Below are 19,858 nucleotides of genomic sequence, written 5' to 3'. Positions count from 1 at the left end.
GACCCCATTGCAGGCCGGACTTCTGTTCCACTCCGGCGTGACCGAGGCCGCCGCACCCGACGCCTATATCGCACAACTGGTGCTGCGGCTGGCGGGCGGCCTGGATGCCGACCGTCTCCACGCCGCCGCGCTCGCCCTGGTGCGACGGCATCCGATGCTGCGCAGCGCGTTCACCACCGTCGGCAGTGGCCGGACCGTCGCGGTGGTCTGCGAGGACATCGAACTGCCCTGGCAGATGGTCGATCTCACGACGACCCCCGACGCCGAGGCGGGATTGACCGACCTGGCCGCCGCGGAGAAACGGCGTCGCTTCGATCCGGCATCGGCCCCGCTACTGCGATTCACGGTCGCCGAAATGGGAACCGGCGATTGGGCTCTGATCCTCACCAACCACCACGTGATTCTCGACGGCTGGTCCTACCCGCTGCTGGTCACCGACCTGTTCGCCCACTACGCCGACGGCGCGGCCACCCGCACCCCGGCGGGCTCGTATCGGGATTTCCTGGCGTGGTTGGAAACCCGTGACCGCGATGCGGCAGCTGCCGCCTGGTCCGCCACCCTCGCCGGTGCCGAACCCATGCTGCTCGCACCCGGCGCGCGGACCGAAATCGCTGCCGTGGCCGAGGAATGGCTCACCCTCGACCCCGCCGCCGCCCGCGAGCTGGCGGATCGGGCGGCCACGGCCGGGGTGACTCTCCACACCGTGCTGCAATCGGTGTGGGCGCTCATGCTGGCACAGTTCAGCGGTCGCACCGACGTGGTGTTCGGTGGAACCGTATCCGGTCGTCCCGGTGAACTTCCCGACGCCGACCGCGCCGTCGGCCTGTTCATCAATACGGTCCCGACCCGGGTGCGCCTCGATCCCGCCGAGACGGCTGCCCAGCTGTGGTCCCGTCTCCACCGCGAGCAGACCGCGCTGCTCGACCACCATCACCTCGGCCTGTCCGAGATCCACGCGCTCACCGAGACCGACAGCCTCTTCGACACCGTACTCGTCCTCGAGTCCTATCCCCTTGACGCGCAGGGCATCCGGAATCTCACCGGCCGGGCACGGCTGGACCTGACCGAGGTGATCGCCACCGACTCCACCCACTATCCGCTCACGTGCAGCGTCACCGTCCACGACGGCATGCGCATCCGGCTGCAGTACCGGCCCGAGGTGTTCGACGCCGCGACGATCACCGCCTTCGCGCAACGCCTGCACCGGGTCCTGCACGCGGTCGGCACCGACCCGGCACGCCCGATCCGCGACATCGAGGCGCTGTCGGAATCCGAGCGCGAGCGGCTCCGGCACTGGGGCGCGGGCAGCACGCTCGACCTCGAATCACTCGCCCCCGACATCGCCCCGAGGGACCGCACCCGCCCAGAAGGACAGGGGCCGACCCTGCCGGACTTGTTGTCGGCGGCGGCAACCGCGAACCCGGACGGTTGCGCGGTGGTGGACGGGGATCGCCGGGTCTCCTACCGCGACCTCGACGAACGGTCCGACCGGCTGGCGCAGAGCCTGATTCGAGCCGGTGTGTCCGCCGGTTCGGTGGTGGCGGTCGGCGTGCCGCGTTCACTGGAATGGGTGCTGTCGGTCTGGGCCGTGGCCAAGACCGGGGCGGCCTTCCTGTCCCTGGACCCCGCCCACCCGCACGACCGCAATCTGTTCATGTGCACCGATTCCGCTGTGCGCATGGGCATTACGACCTCCCGGTACGCCCACGGGCTGCCACAGGACGGCATGTCCTGGCTGATCCTCGACGACTTCGCCGACACCCCAGACCATCCCGCCGGGACGGTCTGGGCGCATACACCGATGGCCGGGGCGAATGCCGGGACTGCGACGGGGGTGGCGTACATCGTGTACACCTCCGGGTCCACGGGGCGGCCGAAGGGGGTGGAGGTCACGCACTCCGGGTTGGCGGGCGTGTGCGGGGCGCAGCGGCGTCGGTTCGGGGTGGGGCCCGATTCGAGGGTGCTGACGGTGGCGGCCCGGACCTTCGACGCGGCGATTTTCGAACTGCTGCTGGCGATTTCCGGTGCCGCGACCTTGGTGGTGGCCCCGCCGGAGGTGTACGGCGGGCGGGAGCTGGCCGAGCTGATGCGCGCCGAGCGGGTCAGTCACGCCGTTCTCACGCCGACCGTGGCGGCGGCCATGGACCCGGACGGGTTGGACGATCTGGAAGTGCTGACCGTGGCGGGGGAGGCGTGCCCGGGCGGGCTGGTCGCGCGGTGGGCGGGCACCGATGGGGCGGGGCGGCGACGGGTGCACAATCTGTACGGTCCGGCGGAGGCGACCATCTGGGTGACCGGGACCGGCGAATTGCGTGCGGGCGAGCCGATTCCCATGGGGTCGGTGATCGGCGGCATGTCGGCCTCGGTGCTGGATTCCTGGTTGCGGCCGGTGCCGGTGGGCGTGATCGGTGAGTTGTACGTGTCGGGTCCCGGTGTGGCGCAGGGGTATCGGGGGCGCGCGGGGTTGACGGCGGCGCGGTTCGTGGCCGATCCGTTCGGCGCACCGGGGCGGCGGCTGTATCGGACCGGGGACCTGGTGCGGTGGCGGGCCATCGAATGCGACTCGGGCACACATGGATTCGAGGCGGCGGGCTCCGGGTCGGGTGCCGGTGTGCTCGAGTTCGTGGGTCGATCCGATTTCCAGGTGAAGATTCGCGGGCAGCGGCTCGAGCTCGGGGAGATCGAGTCCGCGCTGGGTGAGCAGGACGGGGTCGAGCAGGCCGTCGTCCTGGTGCGCGAGACCGCTACCGGGGCGCGGCTGGTGGCCTACGTGGTCGCCGCGCCCGACGGTGCCGTGGACCCGGTGCGGGTGCGACGGGCCCTGGCCGGGCGACTGCCGGGATTCATGGTGCCCGACGCGATCACGGTGCTGGACGCGCTGCCACTGACATTGAACGGGAAGCTGAACAAGGCCGCGCTACCCGAACCCGCGACGGTGCGGCCCGGCTATCGGGCGGCGGCGACACCGGTCGAACAGATCGTGGCGTCCGTCTACGCCGAGGTGCTCGGCATGGAGCGGGTCGGCGTCGATGACGATTTCTTCGTACTGGGCGGCAATTCGCTCTCGGCGACTCGATTGGCGGCCCGCCTGGCGGACAGCCTCGGGACGGCGGTGGGTGTGCGGGATGTGTTCGAGGCGTCGGTGGTGGGGGAGCTGGCGGCCCGGCTGGGCGCGGCGGATCGGGCGGGCGTCGAAGGACCCCGATTGCGGCCGTGGACGCGACCCGAGCGGGTCCCATTGTCGTTCGCGCAGCAGCGCATGTGGTTCGTGAACCGGTTGGCGCCGGAGTCGGCGTCCTACAGCATCCCGCTGGTGCTGCGGATGTCGGGCGACCTGGAAAGCGCGGCCCTGACGGCGGCGATCACGGATGTGCTCACCCGGCACGAGGTGCTGCGCACCCGCTACCCGGATGTCGAAGGCGTGCCGTATCAGGCGGTCGTGCCGGTGGCCGAGCTGGCGGCGGCCGTGGATATCGACCTGACGCCGCGGCAGGTCGCGCAGGACCGGGTGACGGCCGCGGTGGCCGAGGTGGTCGCGGTGGGCTTCGATGTGGCGGAACGGATTCCGCTGCGAGCCAGGCTGTTCGCGACCGCACCGCGAGACTTCGTCCTGGTGATGGCCGTGCACCACATCAATGCCGACGGCTTCTCGATCACCCCGCTGGCGCGGGATCTGGCGGCGGCGTATGCGGCCAGGTGCGCCGGGCGGCAACCGGATCGGTCACCGCTGCCGGTGCAGTACGCGGACTACGCGCTGTGGCAGCGGGAGTCGTTGGGCGCCGCCGCCGATCCCGATTCGCTGCTCGCACGCCGAATCGGTTACTGGACAGCACAGTTGAGCGACCTGCCCGAGGTCGTGGAGCTGCCCTCGGACCGACCGCGTCCGGCCGTGGCCTCGCACCGGGGCGCGACCTGCCACTGCACGGTGGAGCCCGCCGTCGTCTCCGGCCTGCGGGAATTGGCCGCCGATGCCGGGGCGACCACCTTCATGGTGTTCCACGCGGCCCTGGCCGTGCTGCTGTCCCGGTTGTCGGGCACCGCCGACATCGCGATCGGCACACCGGTATCGGGGCGTGGCTCGGCGCTGCTCGACGACCTGGTCGGCATGTTCGTCAATACCGTCGTGCTGCGCACCCGGGTCGACGAGTCGCTGACGGTCCGTGAACTGCTGGCGCGGGTGCGCGCGGTGGACCTGGATGCGTTCGCGCACGCCGAGATTCCGTTCGAACACGTGGTGGAGGCGATCGATCCGCCGCGCAGCCAGGCCCACAACCCGCTGTTCCAGGTCATGCTGGCCTTCCACAATCTCGACCCGGCGGCGATCGAACTGCCGGGACTCGCGGTGACACCGTCGGGCGCGGATACCGGCGTCGAGCGCTTCGACCTGACCCTCACCCTGGCCGACACACCGGACGCCGATGGTGCCATGCGGATCGACTTCGGCTACGCCACAGATCTTTTCGATTCCGCGACCATAATCGACTTCATGGCGCGCTACGTGCGGGTGCTGCGGACCCTCGCCGCCGACTCCGCCGGGGCGGTGCGCGCTATCGACATCCTCTCGGACCGGGAGCGGCCCACCCTCGAAACCTGGGGCCGCACGGGCATTCCCGACCTCGGCCACCTGGCACCCGACGCCACGCTGCCGGAGCTGCTGGCCGCCGCGGTGGCCGCGAATCCGGACGGCATCGCGGTCGTGGACGGCGAGCGCCGAATCTCCTACCGCGAACTCGACGCCCGCTCGAACCGGTTGGCGCGCTTCCTGATCGGCTACGGCATCGGCCCGGAATCGGTGCTCGCCCTCGCGCTGCCGCGCTCACTCGACTGGGTGCTCGCGGTCTGGGCGATCACCAAAACCGGAGCCGGGTTCCTGTCGCTGGACCCCGGCCACCCGCTGGACCGCAATCGCTTCCTGTGCGCGGATTCCGGTGTGCGGCTGGGCATCACCCTCGGCGGGCACGCCACCGCCCTGCCGGGCGAGGACGTCACCTGGCTGATCGCCGACGACCCGGCCGTGGTCTCGGAGATCCGCAAGCACACGCCCGTCGCCGTCACCGCATCCGATCGACGCGGGGTCCTGCGCGCGGGCGATATCGCCTACGTCGTCTACACCTCCGGCTCGACCGGCCGCCCCAAGGGCGTCGCGGTGACCCACGCCGGGCTCACCGCCGTGGCCGCCGCTCACCTGCACAGCTACGCGATCACCCCCGACTCCCGCGTATTGGGCGTCTCCGCCCGCACTTTCGACGCCGCCATGCTCGAAATCCTGCTCGCCGTCCCCGTCGGCGCGACCCTGATCCTGGCACCGGAGGACGCCTACGGCGGCCCGGCCCTGACCGCCCTGCTGCGCGAGCAGCGCATCACCCACGCGTTCCTGACCCCGTCGGTGGTGGCCTCCCTGGATCCCGACGGGCTCGACGAGCTGCAAGCCCTGACCGTGGGCGGAGAAGGCTACTCGGCGCGCCTGGTGGAACGCTGGTCGCGCACCGACGCGGGCGGATCGCGGCGCTTCTTCAATACCTACGGGCCGACCGAGACCACCGTCATCGCCATGATAAGCCGCGAACTGCGGGCCGGTGACCCCCTCGAATTGGGCACCGGCATACCGGGAATCGGCGTGCTGGTGCTGGACGGAGCCCTGCGCCCGGTGCCGGTGGGCGTGGTCGGCGAACTGTATCTGTCCGGTGCCGGACTGGCGCGCGGATATCGGGGACGGGCCGGGCGGACGGCCTCACGGTTCGTCGCGAATCCCCTCGGCACGGCGGGCGACCGGCTGTATCGCACCGGCGACCTGGTGCGCTGGGTGGCCGGCGAAACCGGTTCCGGGACACTCGTATTCGTCGGCCGGTCCGACTTCCAGGTGAAGGTGCGCGGTCAGCGACTGGAGCCGGGAGAGGTCGAGACCGCGCTGTGCGAACTCGACGGTGTCCGGCAGGCGGTCGTGGTCGTGCACGACTCCGGTTCCGCCGTGCGGCTGGTCGGGTACGTCGCCGCCGCGACCGGGTCCACGCTCCGGCCGGAGACGATCCGGGCCGCGGTGGGCGACCGGCTACCGCGGTATCTGGTGCCGGATGTGATCATGGTGCTCGGCGAACTGCCTTTGACCGCAACCGGAAAGGTGGATCGGCGCGCGCTGCCGGAACCGGTGTTCGCGCCGCAGGAGTTCCGTGCGCCCACGACGCCGGGCGAGGAGGTCGTGGCCGGGGTGTTCGCCGAGGTGCTCGGCGTCGAGCGGGTCGGTGCCGATGACGACTTCTTCGCCCTCGGCGGTGATTCCATCGTCTCGATCCAGGTCGTCGCCAAGGCCCGCGCGCGCGGCGTCTGCTTCGGTCCGCGGGATGTGTTCGAGCAGCGGACCCCGGCCCGGCTGGCGGCCTGCGCACAGACCTCGGACACGGGCGGCGCGAGCCTGGCCGAATTGGCGGGCGGCGGTACGGGTGAGCTGCCGCTGCTGCCGGTGGCGCGCTGGATGGTGGAGTGGGGCAAGGGATTCGAACGCTTCGACCAGCACGTCGTGCTGCGCCTGCCCGCCGGGGTCGACGAGGCGGAACTGGTCGCCACCATCGCCGCGGTCCTGGACCGGCACGACATGCTGCGATCCCGCCTGCGGTGCGACGATGCCGGGCAGTGGTCGATGCAGGTCGCTCCGGCGGGCGCTGTCGATCCGGCCTGGCTGCTGCACCGGCGCGCGCTCGCGGCGGACATCGACGTCCACACCGCCGCCGGCCGGGCGGCCGTGACGGAAATCGCCGCCGCGGAACTGGATTCGGCACTGGACTGGCTCGACCCGCGCGATGGCGTGATGGTGCAGTTCGTGTGGCTCGAACCCGCCGCCGACGTACCGGGCTGGCTGCTGGTGGTCGCGCACCACCTGGTGGTCGACGGGGTGTCGTGGCGGGTGCTGGTGCCGGACCTGATGACCGCGCTCACGCAGTCGGCCGCGGGCGGCGTGCCCGCGCTGGCACCGGTCGGAACCTCGATGCGGCGCTGGGCGCACGGGCTGGCGGCCGCCGCGTGCGAGCCGATGCGGGTGGGGGCGCTGGACTTCTGGCGATCAGTGGTGGCCGGAACGGATCCGGCGGTGGGCGGGCGTGAGCTGGATGCGGAGCTCGACACCGCCGCCACGCTCGAACAGATCGAACTGCGGCTGCCGGAGCCGGTGACCCGGGCGCTGCTGTCGCGGGTTCCGGCGGCGTTCCACGGCGGTGTGAACGACGGACTGCTGGCGGGATTGGCGGTGGCCGTGCGCATGTGGCGGGCCCGCCGGGGGATCGACGACCCGTCGGTGCTGATCCGGCTGGAGGGCCACGGGCGTGAGGAACAGGTCGTGCCCGGCGCGGATCTGTCGCGGACGGTCGGCTGGTTCACGTCCATGTTCCCGGTGCGTTTCGACCTGGACGGCATCGATATCGAGGATGCCGCCGGGGACGCGGTCGCGGCGGCGGTGTTCTCGGTGAAGGAGACGTTGCGCTCGATCCCGGACAAGGGCATCGGTTATGGGTTGCTGCGGTACCTGAACGACGAGACCGCGGCACTGCTGCCGGATCGGATGCCGGGCCGGATCGGCTTCAACTACCTCGGTCGGGTGTCGAGGGCCGACGTGGGCGCCGACGGCCCGCACGGTGGCCTCGGCGAACTGACCGCCGCACCGGACCCCGACATGCCGGTGACGGCGGCGCTCGATATCAGCGCCATCGTGATCGACGATCGGCTCCAGGCCGCGATCTGCTTCCCGCGCACCCTGCTCGACCCCGCCGAGGTGCGGGAGCTGGCCGACCTGTGGACGCAAGCCTTGACCGCCATCGCCGAACACGCCGAAACACCCGGCGCGGGTGGGCATTCCCCCTCGGACTTCGCGCTGGCACCGCTGACCCCGGCGGACATCGCCGACCTGGAACACGCCCACCCCGCATTGACCGACGTGTGGCCGGTGACCCCGCTCCAGGCCGGTCTGCTCTTCCACGCCCACCTCGCCGGTGCCGACGCCGAACCGGATTCCTATGTCGCCCAGCTGATCCTGCACCTGTCCGGCGGCCTGGACCCGGCGCGACTGCGCGAGGCCGCGACCGCGTTGGTGGGGCGGCACGAGGGTCTTCGGACATCGTTCACCACCGTCGGCAACGGCGCGACCGTCGCCGTCGTGCGCGGAGACGCCGAATTATCCTGGCATGTAGTCGATCTGACAGACTCCGCCGACCCGGCGAGTGCGCTGACCGAACTGTCCGCGGCCGAGAAGGCGGCACCCTTCGACCTCGCCACCGGCCCCCTGCTGCGCTTCACCGTTGCCAGGCTCGCCGCCGACCGGTGGGCGCTGATCCTGACCAACCACCACATCATCCTCGACGGCTGGTCCTACCCGCTGCTGCTCACCGAACTGTTCACCGCATACACCGGGCAGCATCCGGGCCGTACCCCCGGCTCGTACCGGGATTACTTGGCGTGGTTGACAACCCGCGACCACGAGGCGGCACTGTCGGCCTGGGATGTCGCCCTCGACGGCATCGAGCCGACTCTGATCGCCGGTGACACCGGACCCGGCGGCACGGCAATCGCCGAACGGACGCTCGCGCTCGACGAATCCGGCACCCGCGCCCTGGTGTCGGCGGCCGCCGCGGCCGGGGTCACCGTGAACACCGTCCTGCAATCGGCCTGGGCCCTGCTCATGGCACAGCTGACCGGCCGCACCGACGTGGTCTTCGGCGCGACGGTCTCCGGCCGTCCCGGCGAACTCCCCGACGCCGCCCACACCCTCGGCCTGTTCATCAATACGATCCCCACCCGGGTCCGGCTCGACCCCGCCGAAACCGTTGCCGCCCTGTGGACCCGGCTGCACCGCGAACAGGCGGCACTGCTCGACCACCACCACGTCGGCCTGCGCGACATCCACGCGCGCACCGGCACCGACGCTCTCTTCGACACCCTCATGGTGCTCGAGTCCTACCCCGTCGACCTGAACGACATCGAACACGCCCTCGGCGACGGCGATCTCGCCATCACCCGGGTGAACGCCGCCGACGCCACCCACTACCCGCTGTCGTGCACCGCCATGCTGCGGGACACGCTCGGCATCCTATTGCAGTACCGGGCAGAGCTTTTCGACGCGGACACCGTCGCGGCCCACGGCGAGCGACTGCGGGCGATCCTGCTCGCCATCGCCGGGGACCCGTCCGCGCCGGTCCGCGATATCGGCCGGGACCTCGACCGCGCCGGGCTGCTCGGGTTCGAGACGCTCGGCGAAACGGCAACCGCACCGATGATGTTGACCGATGTCCTGGCGTCCGCCGTGGCCGCCGACCCGGACGGGGAAGCCGTGGCCGACGCGGACGTCCGGATCACCTATCGGGAGCTGGAACAGCGCTCGAATCGGCTGGCGCGCTTCCTGATCGGGCGCGGGGCCGGACCCGAGACGGTGGTGGCCGTCGGACTGCCGCGCTCAGCCGACTGGGTGGCGGCGGTGTGGGCGATCGCCAAGACCGGGGCGGCGTTCGTCTCGGTGGACCCGGCCCATCCGGCGGAGCGGAATCGGTTCGTGTGCACCGATTCCGGAGCCCGCTGCGTACTGACCCGCGGTGAGTTCGAGCTCGAAGTGCCAGGGGTGGAATCGATTCGGATCGACGAACTCGACCTCTCGGAGCTCGATGCGACGACATCGATCGAAGGGGACCGCGCCGCCGCACCGCACCCCGCGAATGTGGCGTACGTGGTGTACACCTCGGGTTCGACGGGACAGCCCAAGGGCGTGGCCGTCTCGCACTCCGGCCTGGCCGCGCTGGTGGCCGACCATCGGCGACGCTGTGCGGTCGAGCCGCGCTCACGGGTGCTCGCGGTGGCCGCCCGCACCTTCGACGCGGCGATCCTCGAACTACTGCTCGCGGCCTCCGGGGGCGCGACACTGGTGGTCGCGCCACCGGAGGTCTACGGCGGCGCACCGCTGTGGGAGCTGTTGCGCGAGCAGCGCGTCAGCCACGCCTTCCTGACACCGGCGGTGGCCGCCTCGCTCGACAGCGCGGGACTGGACGAACTGCGCGTCGTGCTGACCGGCGGCGATCGCTTTGGGCCGCAACTCGTCTCGCGGTGGGCGGGCACCGATACCGCGCGCCGCAGGCGGGTGCACAACCTGTACGGCCCGGCCGAGGCCACCATCTGGGTGACCGGTGCGCCCCTGCTGCCGGGGCGGCCGATCGAGATCGGCGGCCCGATCGCGGGAACGGCCGTGGCGGTCCTGGACCCGTGGCTGCGCCCGGTGCCCGCGGGCGCGGTCGGCGAACTGTACCTGGCCGGTCCCGATGTGGCCCGGGGCTATCGGGGCCGGGCGGGCCTGACCGCGTCGCGGTTCATCGCGAATCCCTTCGGCGCGCCCGGAGGTCTCCTGTACCGCACCGGCGACCTGGTGCGGGTCGGCATCGGCGAAACCGGTTCCGGGACCCTGGAATTCGTGGGCCGCTCCGACTTCCAGGTCAAGGTGCGCGGCCAGCGCCTGGAACCGGGCGAGATCGAGGCCGCCCTGTGTGAACAGACGGGCATCGAACAGGCCGTCGTCGTGGTCCACACTCCGGCATCCGGCACCGGCGGGCGACTGGTCGGCTACGTGACCCTCGCCGCGGGCTGCACGCTGGACGGGGAACTGATCCGGCACCGAGTGGGGCAGCGGCTGCCCGCCTACCTGGTACCGGACGCGGTGATGGTGCTCGAGGAACTGCCGCTGACCGCGACCGGGAAGATCGATCGCCGGAACCTGCCCGAACCGGTCTTCCCGCACACCGACTTCCGCGCCCCGGCCACCCCGGTCGAGGAGCTGCTCGCGGAGGTCTTCGCACAGGTCCTCGGGCTCGAACGGGTCGGCGCGGACGACGACTTCTTCGCGCTGGGCGGGGATTCGATCGTCTCGATCCAGCTGGTCACCCAGGCGCGCGGCCGCGGAGTCGTCTTCGGACCCCGCGATGTATTCGAGCAGCGGACCCCGGCGCGACTGGCCCGGCGCGCACGTAGCGCCGAGGACGGGACCTCCGGTCTGGCCGAACTGCCCGGCGGCGGCGTCGGTGAGCTGCCGCTGTGGCCGGTGGCGCGGTGGATGGTGGAGTGGGGCGGCGGATTCGACCGCTTCGATCAGCACGTGGTGTTGCGGCTGCTCGCCCGCGTGAGCGGACCGCAGATGTCCGCCGCGCTGGGCGCGCTGCTGGACCACCACGACATGCTGCGGTCCCGGCTGCGGCGCGGCGACACCGGGGAATGGTCGATGCTGGTCGCCCCGGCGGGGAACGTCGATATCGCCGAAGTCCTGCGGCGGCGCGTGATCGAGGGGGAGGTCGAGACCGAGGCGGGCCGCCGGAGGGTGGCCGATATCGCCGCGGCCGAACTCGATTCGGCGCTCGGCGAGCTGGATCCGCAGGGCGGATCGGTGATTCGCTGCGTGCTGCTCGAACCCGCGAACGGGGCACCGGGCTGGCTGCTGGTGGTGGCCCACCACCTGGTGATCGACGGCGTGTCCTGGCGGGTGCTGGTGCCGGATCTGATGACGGCGCTCGAACAGCTCACCGCGGGCTCGACGCCGGCGCTGGCACCGGTGGGGACCTCCATGCGGGCGTGGGCGCACGGCCTGGCCGCCGCCGCGTCGGACCCGATTCGGTTGGGGGAGTTGGACTTCTGGCGGGCGATGGCATCGGGACCGGATCCCGTGCTGGGCGCGCGGGAACTCGATCCGGCGCGCGACACCGCGGCCACCCTCGATCAGGTGAGCGTCGAACTGACCGAGCCGGTCACCCGGGCGCTGACCGTCCGCATTCCGGCGATCTTCCACGGCGGCGTCACCGACGGGCTGCTGGCCGGATTGGCCGTGGCGGTGCGGATCTGGCGGGCGCGGCGCGGCCTCGACGAGCCGTCGGTGCTGATCCGCATGGAGGGCCACGGGCGTGAGGAGCAGGTGGTTCCGGGCGCGGAACTGTCACGGACGGTCGGGTGGTTCACCACCATGTTCCCGGTCCGCCTGGACCTGCCCGGGGAGGACCCCGGCATCGACACGGAAACCATGGCCGCGGCGGTGTTCTCGGTGAAGGAAACCCTGCGATCGATCCCGGACAAGGGCATCGGATACGGCCTGCTCCGCTACCTCGACACCGAAACCGCCGCGGCACTGCCGGATCGGATGCCGGGCCGGATCGGATTCAACTACCTGGGCCGGGTCTCCGGCCCGGCCTCGGACGGAATCGACGGCGGACTGGGTGAATTGGCGGTGCCCGCCGACCCGGCCATGGCTGTCACCGTGCCGTTGGACGTGAGCGCCCTGGTGATCGACGACCGGCTGCGCGCGACCTTCCGCTTCCCGCGTACCCTCCTCGACGCGGCGGACATCGAGGAACTGGCCCGGCTGTGGACCGACGCCGTGACCGCACTCGCCGACCTCGCCGAAACACCCGGCGCGGGTGGGCATTCCCCCTCGGACTTCGACCTGATCACCCTGACCCGACCCGAGATCGCCGCGCTCGAGCGGGCCTACCCGGCCCTCTCGGAGATCTGGCCGGTGACGCCGTTGCAGGCCGGGCTGCTGTTCCACGCCCGGCTCGCCGAGGGCTCCGACGGCATCGATCTCTATGCCGCACAGGTGGTGCTGCGGCTGTCCGGTGCCGCGGACCCGGAGCGGTTGCGAGACGCGGCCGCGGCGCTGGTGCGGTGCAATCCGGTCCTGCGCACCGCGTTCACGACCACCACCGCCGGAACCAGCGTCGCAGTCGTCTGCGATGACATCGAATTGCCTTGGCGCGTCGTCGATCTGACCGATCACGCCGACCCAGAAGCGAGTCTCGCGGAGCTGGCCGCCGCCGACAAGGCCGAGCGATTCGATCTCACCGTCGCACCGTTGCTGCGCTTCACCGTCGCCCGGCTGGGCGAGGAACGCTGGGCCCTGATCCTCACCGACCACCACGTCATCCTCGACGGCTGGTCCTGGCCGCTGCTGGTCACCGATCTGTTCACCCGCTACGCCACCGGCACGGACACCGGGGTGGCCGCGGGCTCGTACCGGGACTTCCTGGCGTGGTCGGCGACTCACGACCACGCCGCCGCCCGCAGCGCCTGGTCCGCCGCGCTGGCCGGTGCCGAACCGAGCTTGATCGCCGAGCCCGCCACCGGTACCGGCGCGGTGGTGGATCGATCCGTGGTCATCGACGCGGCCGGTACCGCGGCACTGCAGGCCGCCGCGGCCGCCGCCGGGGTGACGCTGAATACCGTGCTCCAGTCGGCGTGGGCACTGATCGTGGCCCAATTGACCGGCCGCGCCGATGTCGTCTTCGGCACCACCGTGTCCGGGCGGCCCGCCGATCTGCCGGGGGCCGAGCGCACGATCGGCCTGTTCATCAATACGATTCCGACCCGGGTGCGACTCGAGCCCGGCGAAACCGTCACCGCCCTGTGGACGCGAATCCACGCCGAACAGGCCGCCCTGCTCGACCATCAACACCTCGGACTCGCCGAGATCCACGAGCTCACCGGCAACGAGACCCTCTTCGACACCGCCATGGTGCTCGAGTCGTATCCCGTTGACGCGCAGCACGTTCAGCAGGTCGCCGGGCACGGCGATCTCGAACTGACCGGTGTGGACGGCACGGACTCCACCCACTACCCGCTGTCGTGCACCGTGATCGCCCAGGACACGCTCCGCATCCGGCTGCAATACCGGCCGGACCTGCTCGACGCCGAGCCGGTCGACGCGCTGGCCGGGCGACTGCGGGTCCTGCTGGGTGCCCTCGCCCGCGATCCGAGCCTGCCGGTGCGCGAAATTCCCGTCCTCCCGGATGCGGAACGCGCTGTGCTCCTGGATGAATGGGGTCGCGGCGGCGCGGATCCGCTCGGCGGGACGGGGATGCCCGGCGCGACCTTGCCGGAGCTACTGGCCGCCGCGGCGGCTGCGAATCCGGGCGGGAAGGCGGTCATCGAGGGCGACGACACGATGTCGTATCGGGCGCTCGACGAACGCTCGAACCGGTTGGCGCACCATCTCATCGGGTGCGGAGCGGGTCCGGAGACCGTGGTCGCCATCGGGCTCCCGCGTTCGTCGGAATGGGTGGTGGCGGTCTGGGCGGTCGCGAAGACCGGAGCGGCCTTCCTGACCGTGGATCCGGCACATCCGCTCGAGCACAACGGGTTCGTGTGCGCGGATTCGGCCGCACACCTGGGGATCACGGTCGCCGGGGCGGCCGGGGCGCTACCCGACGCCGACATGGCGTGGCTGATCCTCGACGATCCGCAGACGGCGGCCATGATCGGGGACTGCCCGGCCGGTCCGGTGACCGATGCCGTTCGCGGCCGGGCCATCCGGCCGCAGAACACCGCCTACGTGATCTACACGTCCGGTTCGACCGGCCGTCCCAAGGGGGTGGCGGTCACCCACGCCGGTTTGGCGGCCCTGGTGTCCGATCACGCCGGGCACTGCGCGGTCGAGCCGGATTCGGCCGTGCTCGCGGTCGCGGCCCGCACCTTCGACGCGGCCCTGCTGGAACTGCTGCTCGCGATGTCCGGTGGTGCGGCGCTGGTGGTAGCGCCGCCGGATGTGTATGGCGGACCGGCACTGTGGGAGCTGATGCGAGGTCGTCGGGTCAGCCACGCGTTCCTCACACCGGCGGTGGCGGCGTCGGTGGACCCGGCCGGGCTCGATGATCTACGGGTGCTGCTGACCGGCGGTGATCAGAGTTCCTCGCAGCTGGTGACGAGCTGGTGGGGGACCGATGCGGCCGGTCTGCGGCGGATGCGCAATATGTACGGTCCGGCCGAGGCGACGATCTGGGTGACCGGCTCGGAGCTGTCGCCGGGCAAGCAGATCGGGATCGGGGGCCCGATCACGGGAATGCGCGCGCTGGTACTGGACGGGTGGCTGCGTCCGGTGCCCGTCGGTGTCGTCGGCGAGCTGTACGTGTCGGGACCCGGTGTGGCGCAGGGCTATCGGGGCCGCGCGGGGTTGACGGCGTCGCGATTCGTGGCCGACCCGTTCGGCACTGCGGGCGCGCGCCTGTACCGCACCGGTGACCTGGTGCGCTGGATGGCCGATGACGCGGCGGGCGAATCCGGCTCGCGGACCGGTCAACTGGTGTACGTCGGCCGCTCGGACTTCCAGGTCAAGGTGCGGGGACAACGCCTCGAACTCGGCGAGGTCGAATCCGCCCTGCGCGAGCTGGACGGCGTCGGCCAGGCCGTGGTGGTGCAGCGCTCGGGTGAAAGCGACACCGCCGGAGCACGATTGGCCGGATACGTGGTGCCCCGGCCGGGACACCAACGCGATCCCGAGACCCTCCGGCGGACGGTGGCACAGCGGCTGCCGAGGTTCATGGTGCCCGACGCGATCCTGGTCCTCGCCGCACTGCCGTTGACCAGCAGCGGCAAGGTGGACCGGAAGGCGCTGCCGGAGCCGGTCTTCGCCACCCGCGAGTTCCGGGAGCCCGCGACACCGATCGAGCGGACCGTGGCGCGAATCTTCGCCGACGTCCTGCGGATCGAGCGGGTGGGACGCGAGGACGACTTCTTCGAACTGGGCGGCAATTCGCTCTCGGCCACCAGGCTCGCGGCGCGACTGGCCGACGAGGTGGGCGTGCCGGTCACGGTGCGGGATGCGTTCGACGCCACCACGGTCGGAGACCTCGCGCTCGTCCTGTCGGCGCGCATCCAGAGCTCGGCGGGCACCCGGGACCTGGCGGGCATCGGGGGCGGGGTCGCGAGGATCGGCCGACCGCGGCTCGAGCCCAAGGCACGCCCGGATCGGGTGCCCCTGTCCTTCGCGCAGCAGCGCATGTGGTTCGTGAACCGGTTCGCCCCGGAATCGGTGTCCTACAGCATTCCGCTGGTGCTGCGGCTGTCGGGCGCGCTCGATGTCGAGGCCCTGTCCGCGGCCATCATGGACGTGCTGTCCCGGCACGAGGTGCTGCGGACCCGGTACCCGGATATCGACGGGGTGCCGTATCAGGTGGTGGTGCCGGTCGCCGAGCTGGCCGATGCGGTGGACATCGATCTGGCTCCCCGGGTCGTCGACGAACCCAAGACCGCCGACGCGGTGGCCGATGTGATGTCGACGGGATTCGATGTGGCCGAACGGATTCCGCTGCGGGTACGCCTGCTGTCGGTCGGGCCCGAGGAATTCGTGCTGGTGATGGTGGTGCACCACATCAACGCCGACGGGTTCTCCATGGCTCCGCTGGCGCGGGACCTGGCGTCCGCCTATGCGGCCAGGTGTGGTGGGCGGCAGCCGGATCGGTCGCCACTGCCGGTGCAGTACGCGGACTACGCGCTGTGGCAGCGCGAACTGCTCGGCTCGGCGGACGACCCGGAATCGACACTGTCGCAGCAGCTCCGGTACTGGCGCGACCGGCTGGCGGAGCTGCCGGAGACGCTCGAACTCCCGGCCGATCGCCCGCGCCCCGCGGTGGCCTCGCACCGGGGCGAGACCTACGCGTTCACCGTCGAACCGGCCGTGGTGTCCGGCCTGCAACGGGTGGCGCAGACCCACGGGTGCACGGTGTTCATGGTGTTCCACACCGCCCTGGCCATCGTGCTGTCGCGACTGTCCGGCAGTACGGATATCGCGGTCGGCACCCCGGTGTCCGGGCGCGGGTCGGCGCAGCTCGACGATCTGGTCGGCATGTTCGTCAACACCATCGTGCTGCGCACCCGGGTGGACGAGTCGCTGTCGTTCGCGGACCTGCTGGCCCGGGTGCGCGGCACGGACCTGGATGCCTTCGCGCACGCGGAGATTCCGTTCGAACAGGTGGTGGAGGCCCTGGACCCGCCGCGCAGCCAGGCGCACCACCCGCTGTTCCAGGTGATGCTCGGCTTCCACAATCTCGATCGGGTGCGGCTCGAACTGCCCGGCGTCGCGGTGTCGACCTCCGGGGCCGACATCGGCGTCGAGCGCTTCGACCTGACGCTGACCCTCACCGATACACCCGACGAGCGCGGAGCGATCCCCGTCGGAATGAGCTATGCCACCGACCTTTTCGACCCGCCCACGATCATGCGGCTGGCGCGGCGACTGCGAAAGGTGCTGACCGCCGTCGCCGAGGACCCGTCGAGGGTGGTCCGGGACATCGACATCCTGTCCGTGCGCGAGCGCGAGCGGGTGCTTCACGAATGGGGTGGTGCCGATCGCGCCGATGCCCCGGCCGTAACCCTCCCGGCCCTGCTGGCCGCCGCGGTTGCCGCGAATCCCGAGGGCGTCGCGGTCGTGGACGGCGGCCGCGCGGTCTCCTACCGGGAGCTCGACGAACGCTCGAACCGGCTGGCGCGGCAGCTGATCGGCCTCGGGGCCGGGCCCGAACAGGTGGTCGCCATCGGCCTGCCGAGATCTTTCGAATGGGTGCTGGCGGTATGGGCCATCGCCAAGACCGGCGCGGCCTTCGTCTCGGTGGATCCGGCGCATCCTGCGGACCGGAACGGCTACGTCTGCGCCGATGCCGGTGTGCACGTGGGTATTACGACGGATCGGTGCCGCGCGGCGTTGCCTTCGGACGTGGTGTGGACCGTGCCGGGTGGCCCGGAGGCCGCGTCGCTGTCGAACGGCGGCGCTCGCTCCGGTGTCGAGCCGAATACGGTGCCGCACACCGGCAATACCGCGTATGTCATGTACACCTCGGGTTCGACCGGACGGCCGAAGGGCGTCGAGGTCACCCATGCCGGGCTGGCGGCGCTGGTGGCCGACCACCGGGGCCGAAGCGCGCCGCAACCCGACTCCCGCGTGCTGGCGGTGGCCGCCCGCACCTTCGACGCGGCCCTGTTGGAACTGCTGCTGGCCGTCTCGGCGGGCGCGACGCTGGTCGTGGCCCCGGCCGACGTCTATGGTGGGCAACCCCTGACCGACCTGATGCGCGCCGGGCGCGTCACCCACGCCTTCCTGACCCCGTCGGTCGCGCTGACCCTGGATCCGGCTGAGCTCGAACAGCTTCGAGTGGTGCTCACCGGCGGCGATCGCTGCCCGCAGCGCCTGGTCACGCAGTGGTCGGGCACCGATGCCGCGGGCCTGCGCCGTGTCCACAACCTGTACGGCCCCGCCGAGGCGACCATCTGGGCGACCGGCGCGGAACTGACCCCCGACGCCGCCATCGAGATCGGCGGGCCGATCGCGGGGACCGCGGCGGTGGTGCTCGACGCCTTCCTGCGACCGGTGCCGGTCGGCGTCGTCGGCGAGCTCTACCTCTCGGGACCCGGTGTGGCACGCGGATATCGGGGCCGCGCCGGGCTCACCGCCGCACGATTCATCGCCGACCCGTTCGGCGCGCCGGGGGAGCGGCTGTACCGCACCGGGGACCTGGTGCGGTGGGCGACCGACGAAACCGGAAGGGGCACCGGCACGCTGGTGTTCGTCGGCCGCTCCGACTTCCAGGTGAAGGTGCGCGGGCAGCGCCTCGAACCGGGTGAGGTGGAGGCCGCGCTCACCGAGCTCCCGGGCATCGAGCAGGCGGCGGTGACCGTCAGCGACGGTGAGAAGACCGGTGCCGCAACCCGTTTGGTCGGCTACGTGGTCCCCGAACCGGGATTCGCGGCCGATCCGGCGGCCATCCGCCGGACCCTGGCCGAGCGCCTGCCGGGCTACCTGGTGCCGGATGTGGTCCGGGTGCTCGGTGAACTTCCGCTGACCGCCACCGGCAAGGTCGATCGCAGGGCGCTACCCGAACCCGACCCGGCACCCCGGCGCTTCCGGGCCCCGGCCACCCAGCTCGAACAACTCGTGGCCGACATCTTCGCCGAGGTCCTCGAGGCCGACCGGGTCGGAGCCGACGACGACTTCTTCGCCCTGGGCGGAAACTCCCTCACCGCCGTCCGAGTCGTCTCCTTGATTCGGTCCCGCACCGGACGGCAACTGCAATTCAGCCAGCTGTTCTCCGACGCCACCCCCGCCGCGGTCGCGCGAATCCTGGAGCGCGGCCCCGGTGCGATGGACATCTCCCTGGGCGTCCTGACCCCGCTGTGCTCCACCGGAACCCGCCCGCCCCTGTTCTGCGTCCACCCCGGCGGCGGCCTGGCCTGGGTCTACGGCTCCCTGGTGGCCCACCTCGACGCCGACCGCCCGGTGTACGGCCTCCAGGACCCGCACATCGTCGCCGACGAGACCCGCCCGGAATCCATTGCCGCCTATGCCGACCGCTACGTCCGCGAACTTCTCGACCGTTTCCCCGGCACCACCTACAACCTGCTGGGCTGGTCCCTCGGCGGCCAGATCGCCCACGCCATGGCGGTCCGCCTGCAGGAACTCGGCCACCCGGTCGGCCTGCTGGCCATCGTCGACGCCACCCCCGAAGCCGGAGTCGCCGAAACCCCCGACCCCACACCGCAAGACGTGGCCACAGCCGTCACCCGGATCCTCGCCGGCTGGCAGCACGCCCTCGACCTGACCGAGATCCCCGACATCGACAACCTCGACGACTTCTACGCCCTGCTCACCGACCGCATCGCCGCCACCGGAATCCTCACCCCCCAACAGATCCGGCGGGTCCTGGACAGCTTCTCCCGCCCGCTCCCGTACACCCCGGGCCGCTACTCCGGCGACGCCGTCCTGTTCACCGCGGCCCGCGAACCCGGCCGCCACCACCTCACCGAAACCTGGCGTCCTCACATCACCGGCCGCATCGACCGAATCTCGATCGACGAATGGCACACCGGAATGCTGAACGCCGAGCGCGCGGCTCAGATAGCCCCCCTGCTGAATTCCCGCCTGCGACTACCGGCCGCCGACGAGTGATCCGGCGCGGATGAGCAGAAAACCTCGTTCGGCGGTGTTGTGCGAGAGGGCCGCCGCCGCGCAGTGGGCGGCTTCGGCTTCGGCTTCGATGATGCGGCCCACGCGGCTGAGCAGGTCGCCGACCTCGATGGGCAGGCCGATGATCAT

2 protein-coding genes (1 of these 2 running past the window's edge) are annotated in these 19,858 nt (G+C 71.4%); one reads left to right on the top strand and one right to left on the bottom strand.

What is annotated here, in order from left to right; translation table 11 throughout:
• Nucleotides 1-19,711 carry the 3' portion of a non-ribosomal peptide synthetase gene (locus NS2_RS05945; protein WP_186817582.1) on the top strand. Its footprint begins 71 nt before the window's first position, so only the last 19,711 of its 19,782 coding nucleotides appear in the window; its start codon lies off the left edge, out of view; it ends in the stop codon at nt 19,709-19,711.
• Here the strand turns inward: NS2_RS05945 and NS2_RS35840 are convergent.
• Complete coding sequence (locus NS2_RS35840) at nt 19,691-19,858, bottom strand: hypothetical protein (protein ID WP_155239773.1); 168 nt, start codon at nt 19,856-19,858, stop codon at nt 19,691-19,693. The genes NS2_RS05945 and NS2_RS35840 overlap by 21 nt on opposite strands.

This window comes from Nocardia seriolae NBRC 15557 (assembly GCF_007990715.1).
Classification (GTDB): Bacteria; Actinomycetota; Actinomycetes; order Mycobacteriales; family Mycobacteriaceae; genus Nocardia; species Nocardia seriolae.
This window is presented reverse-complemented; position numbering and strand designations above follow the sequence as displayed.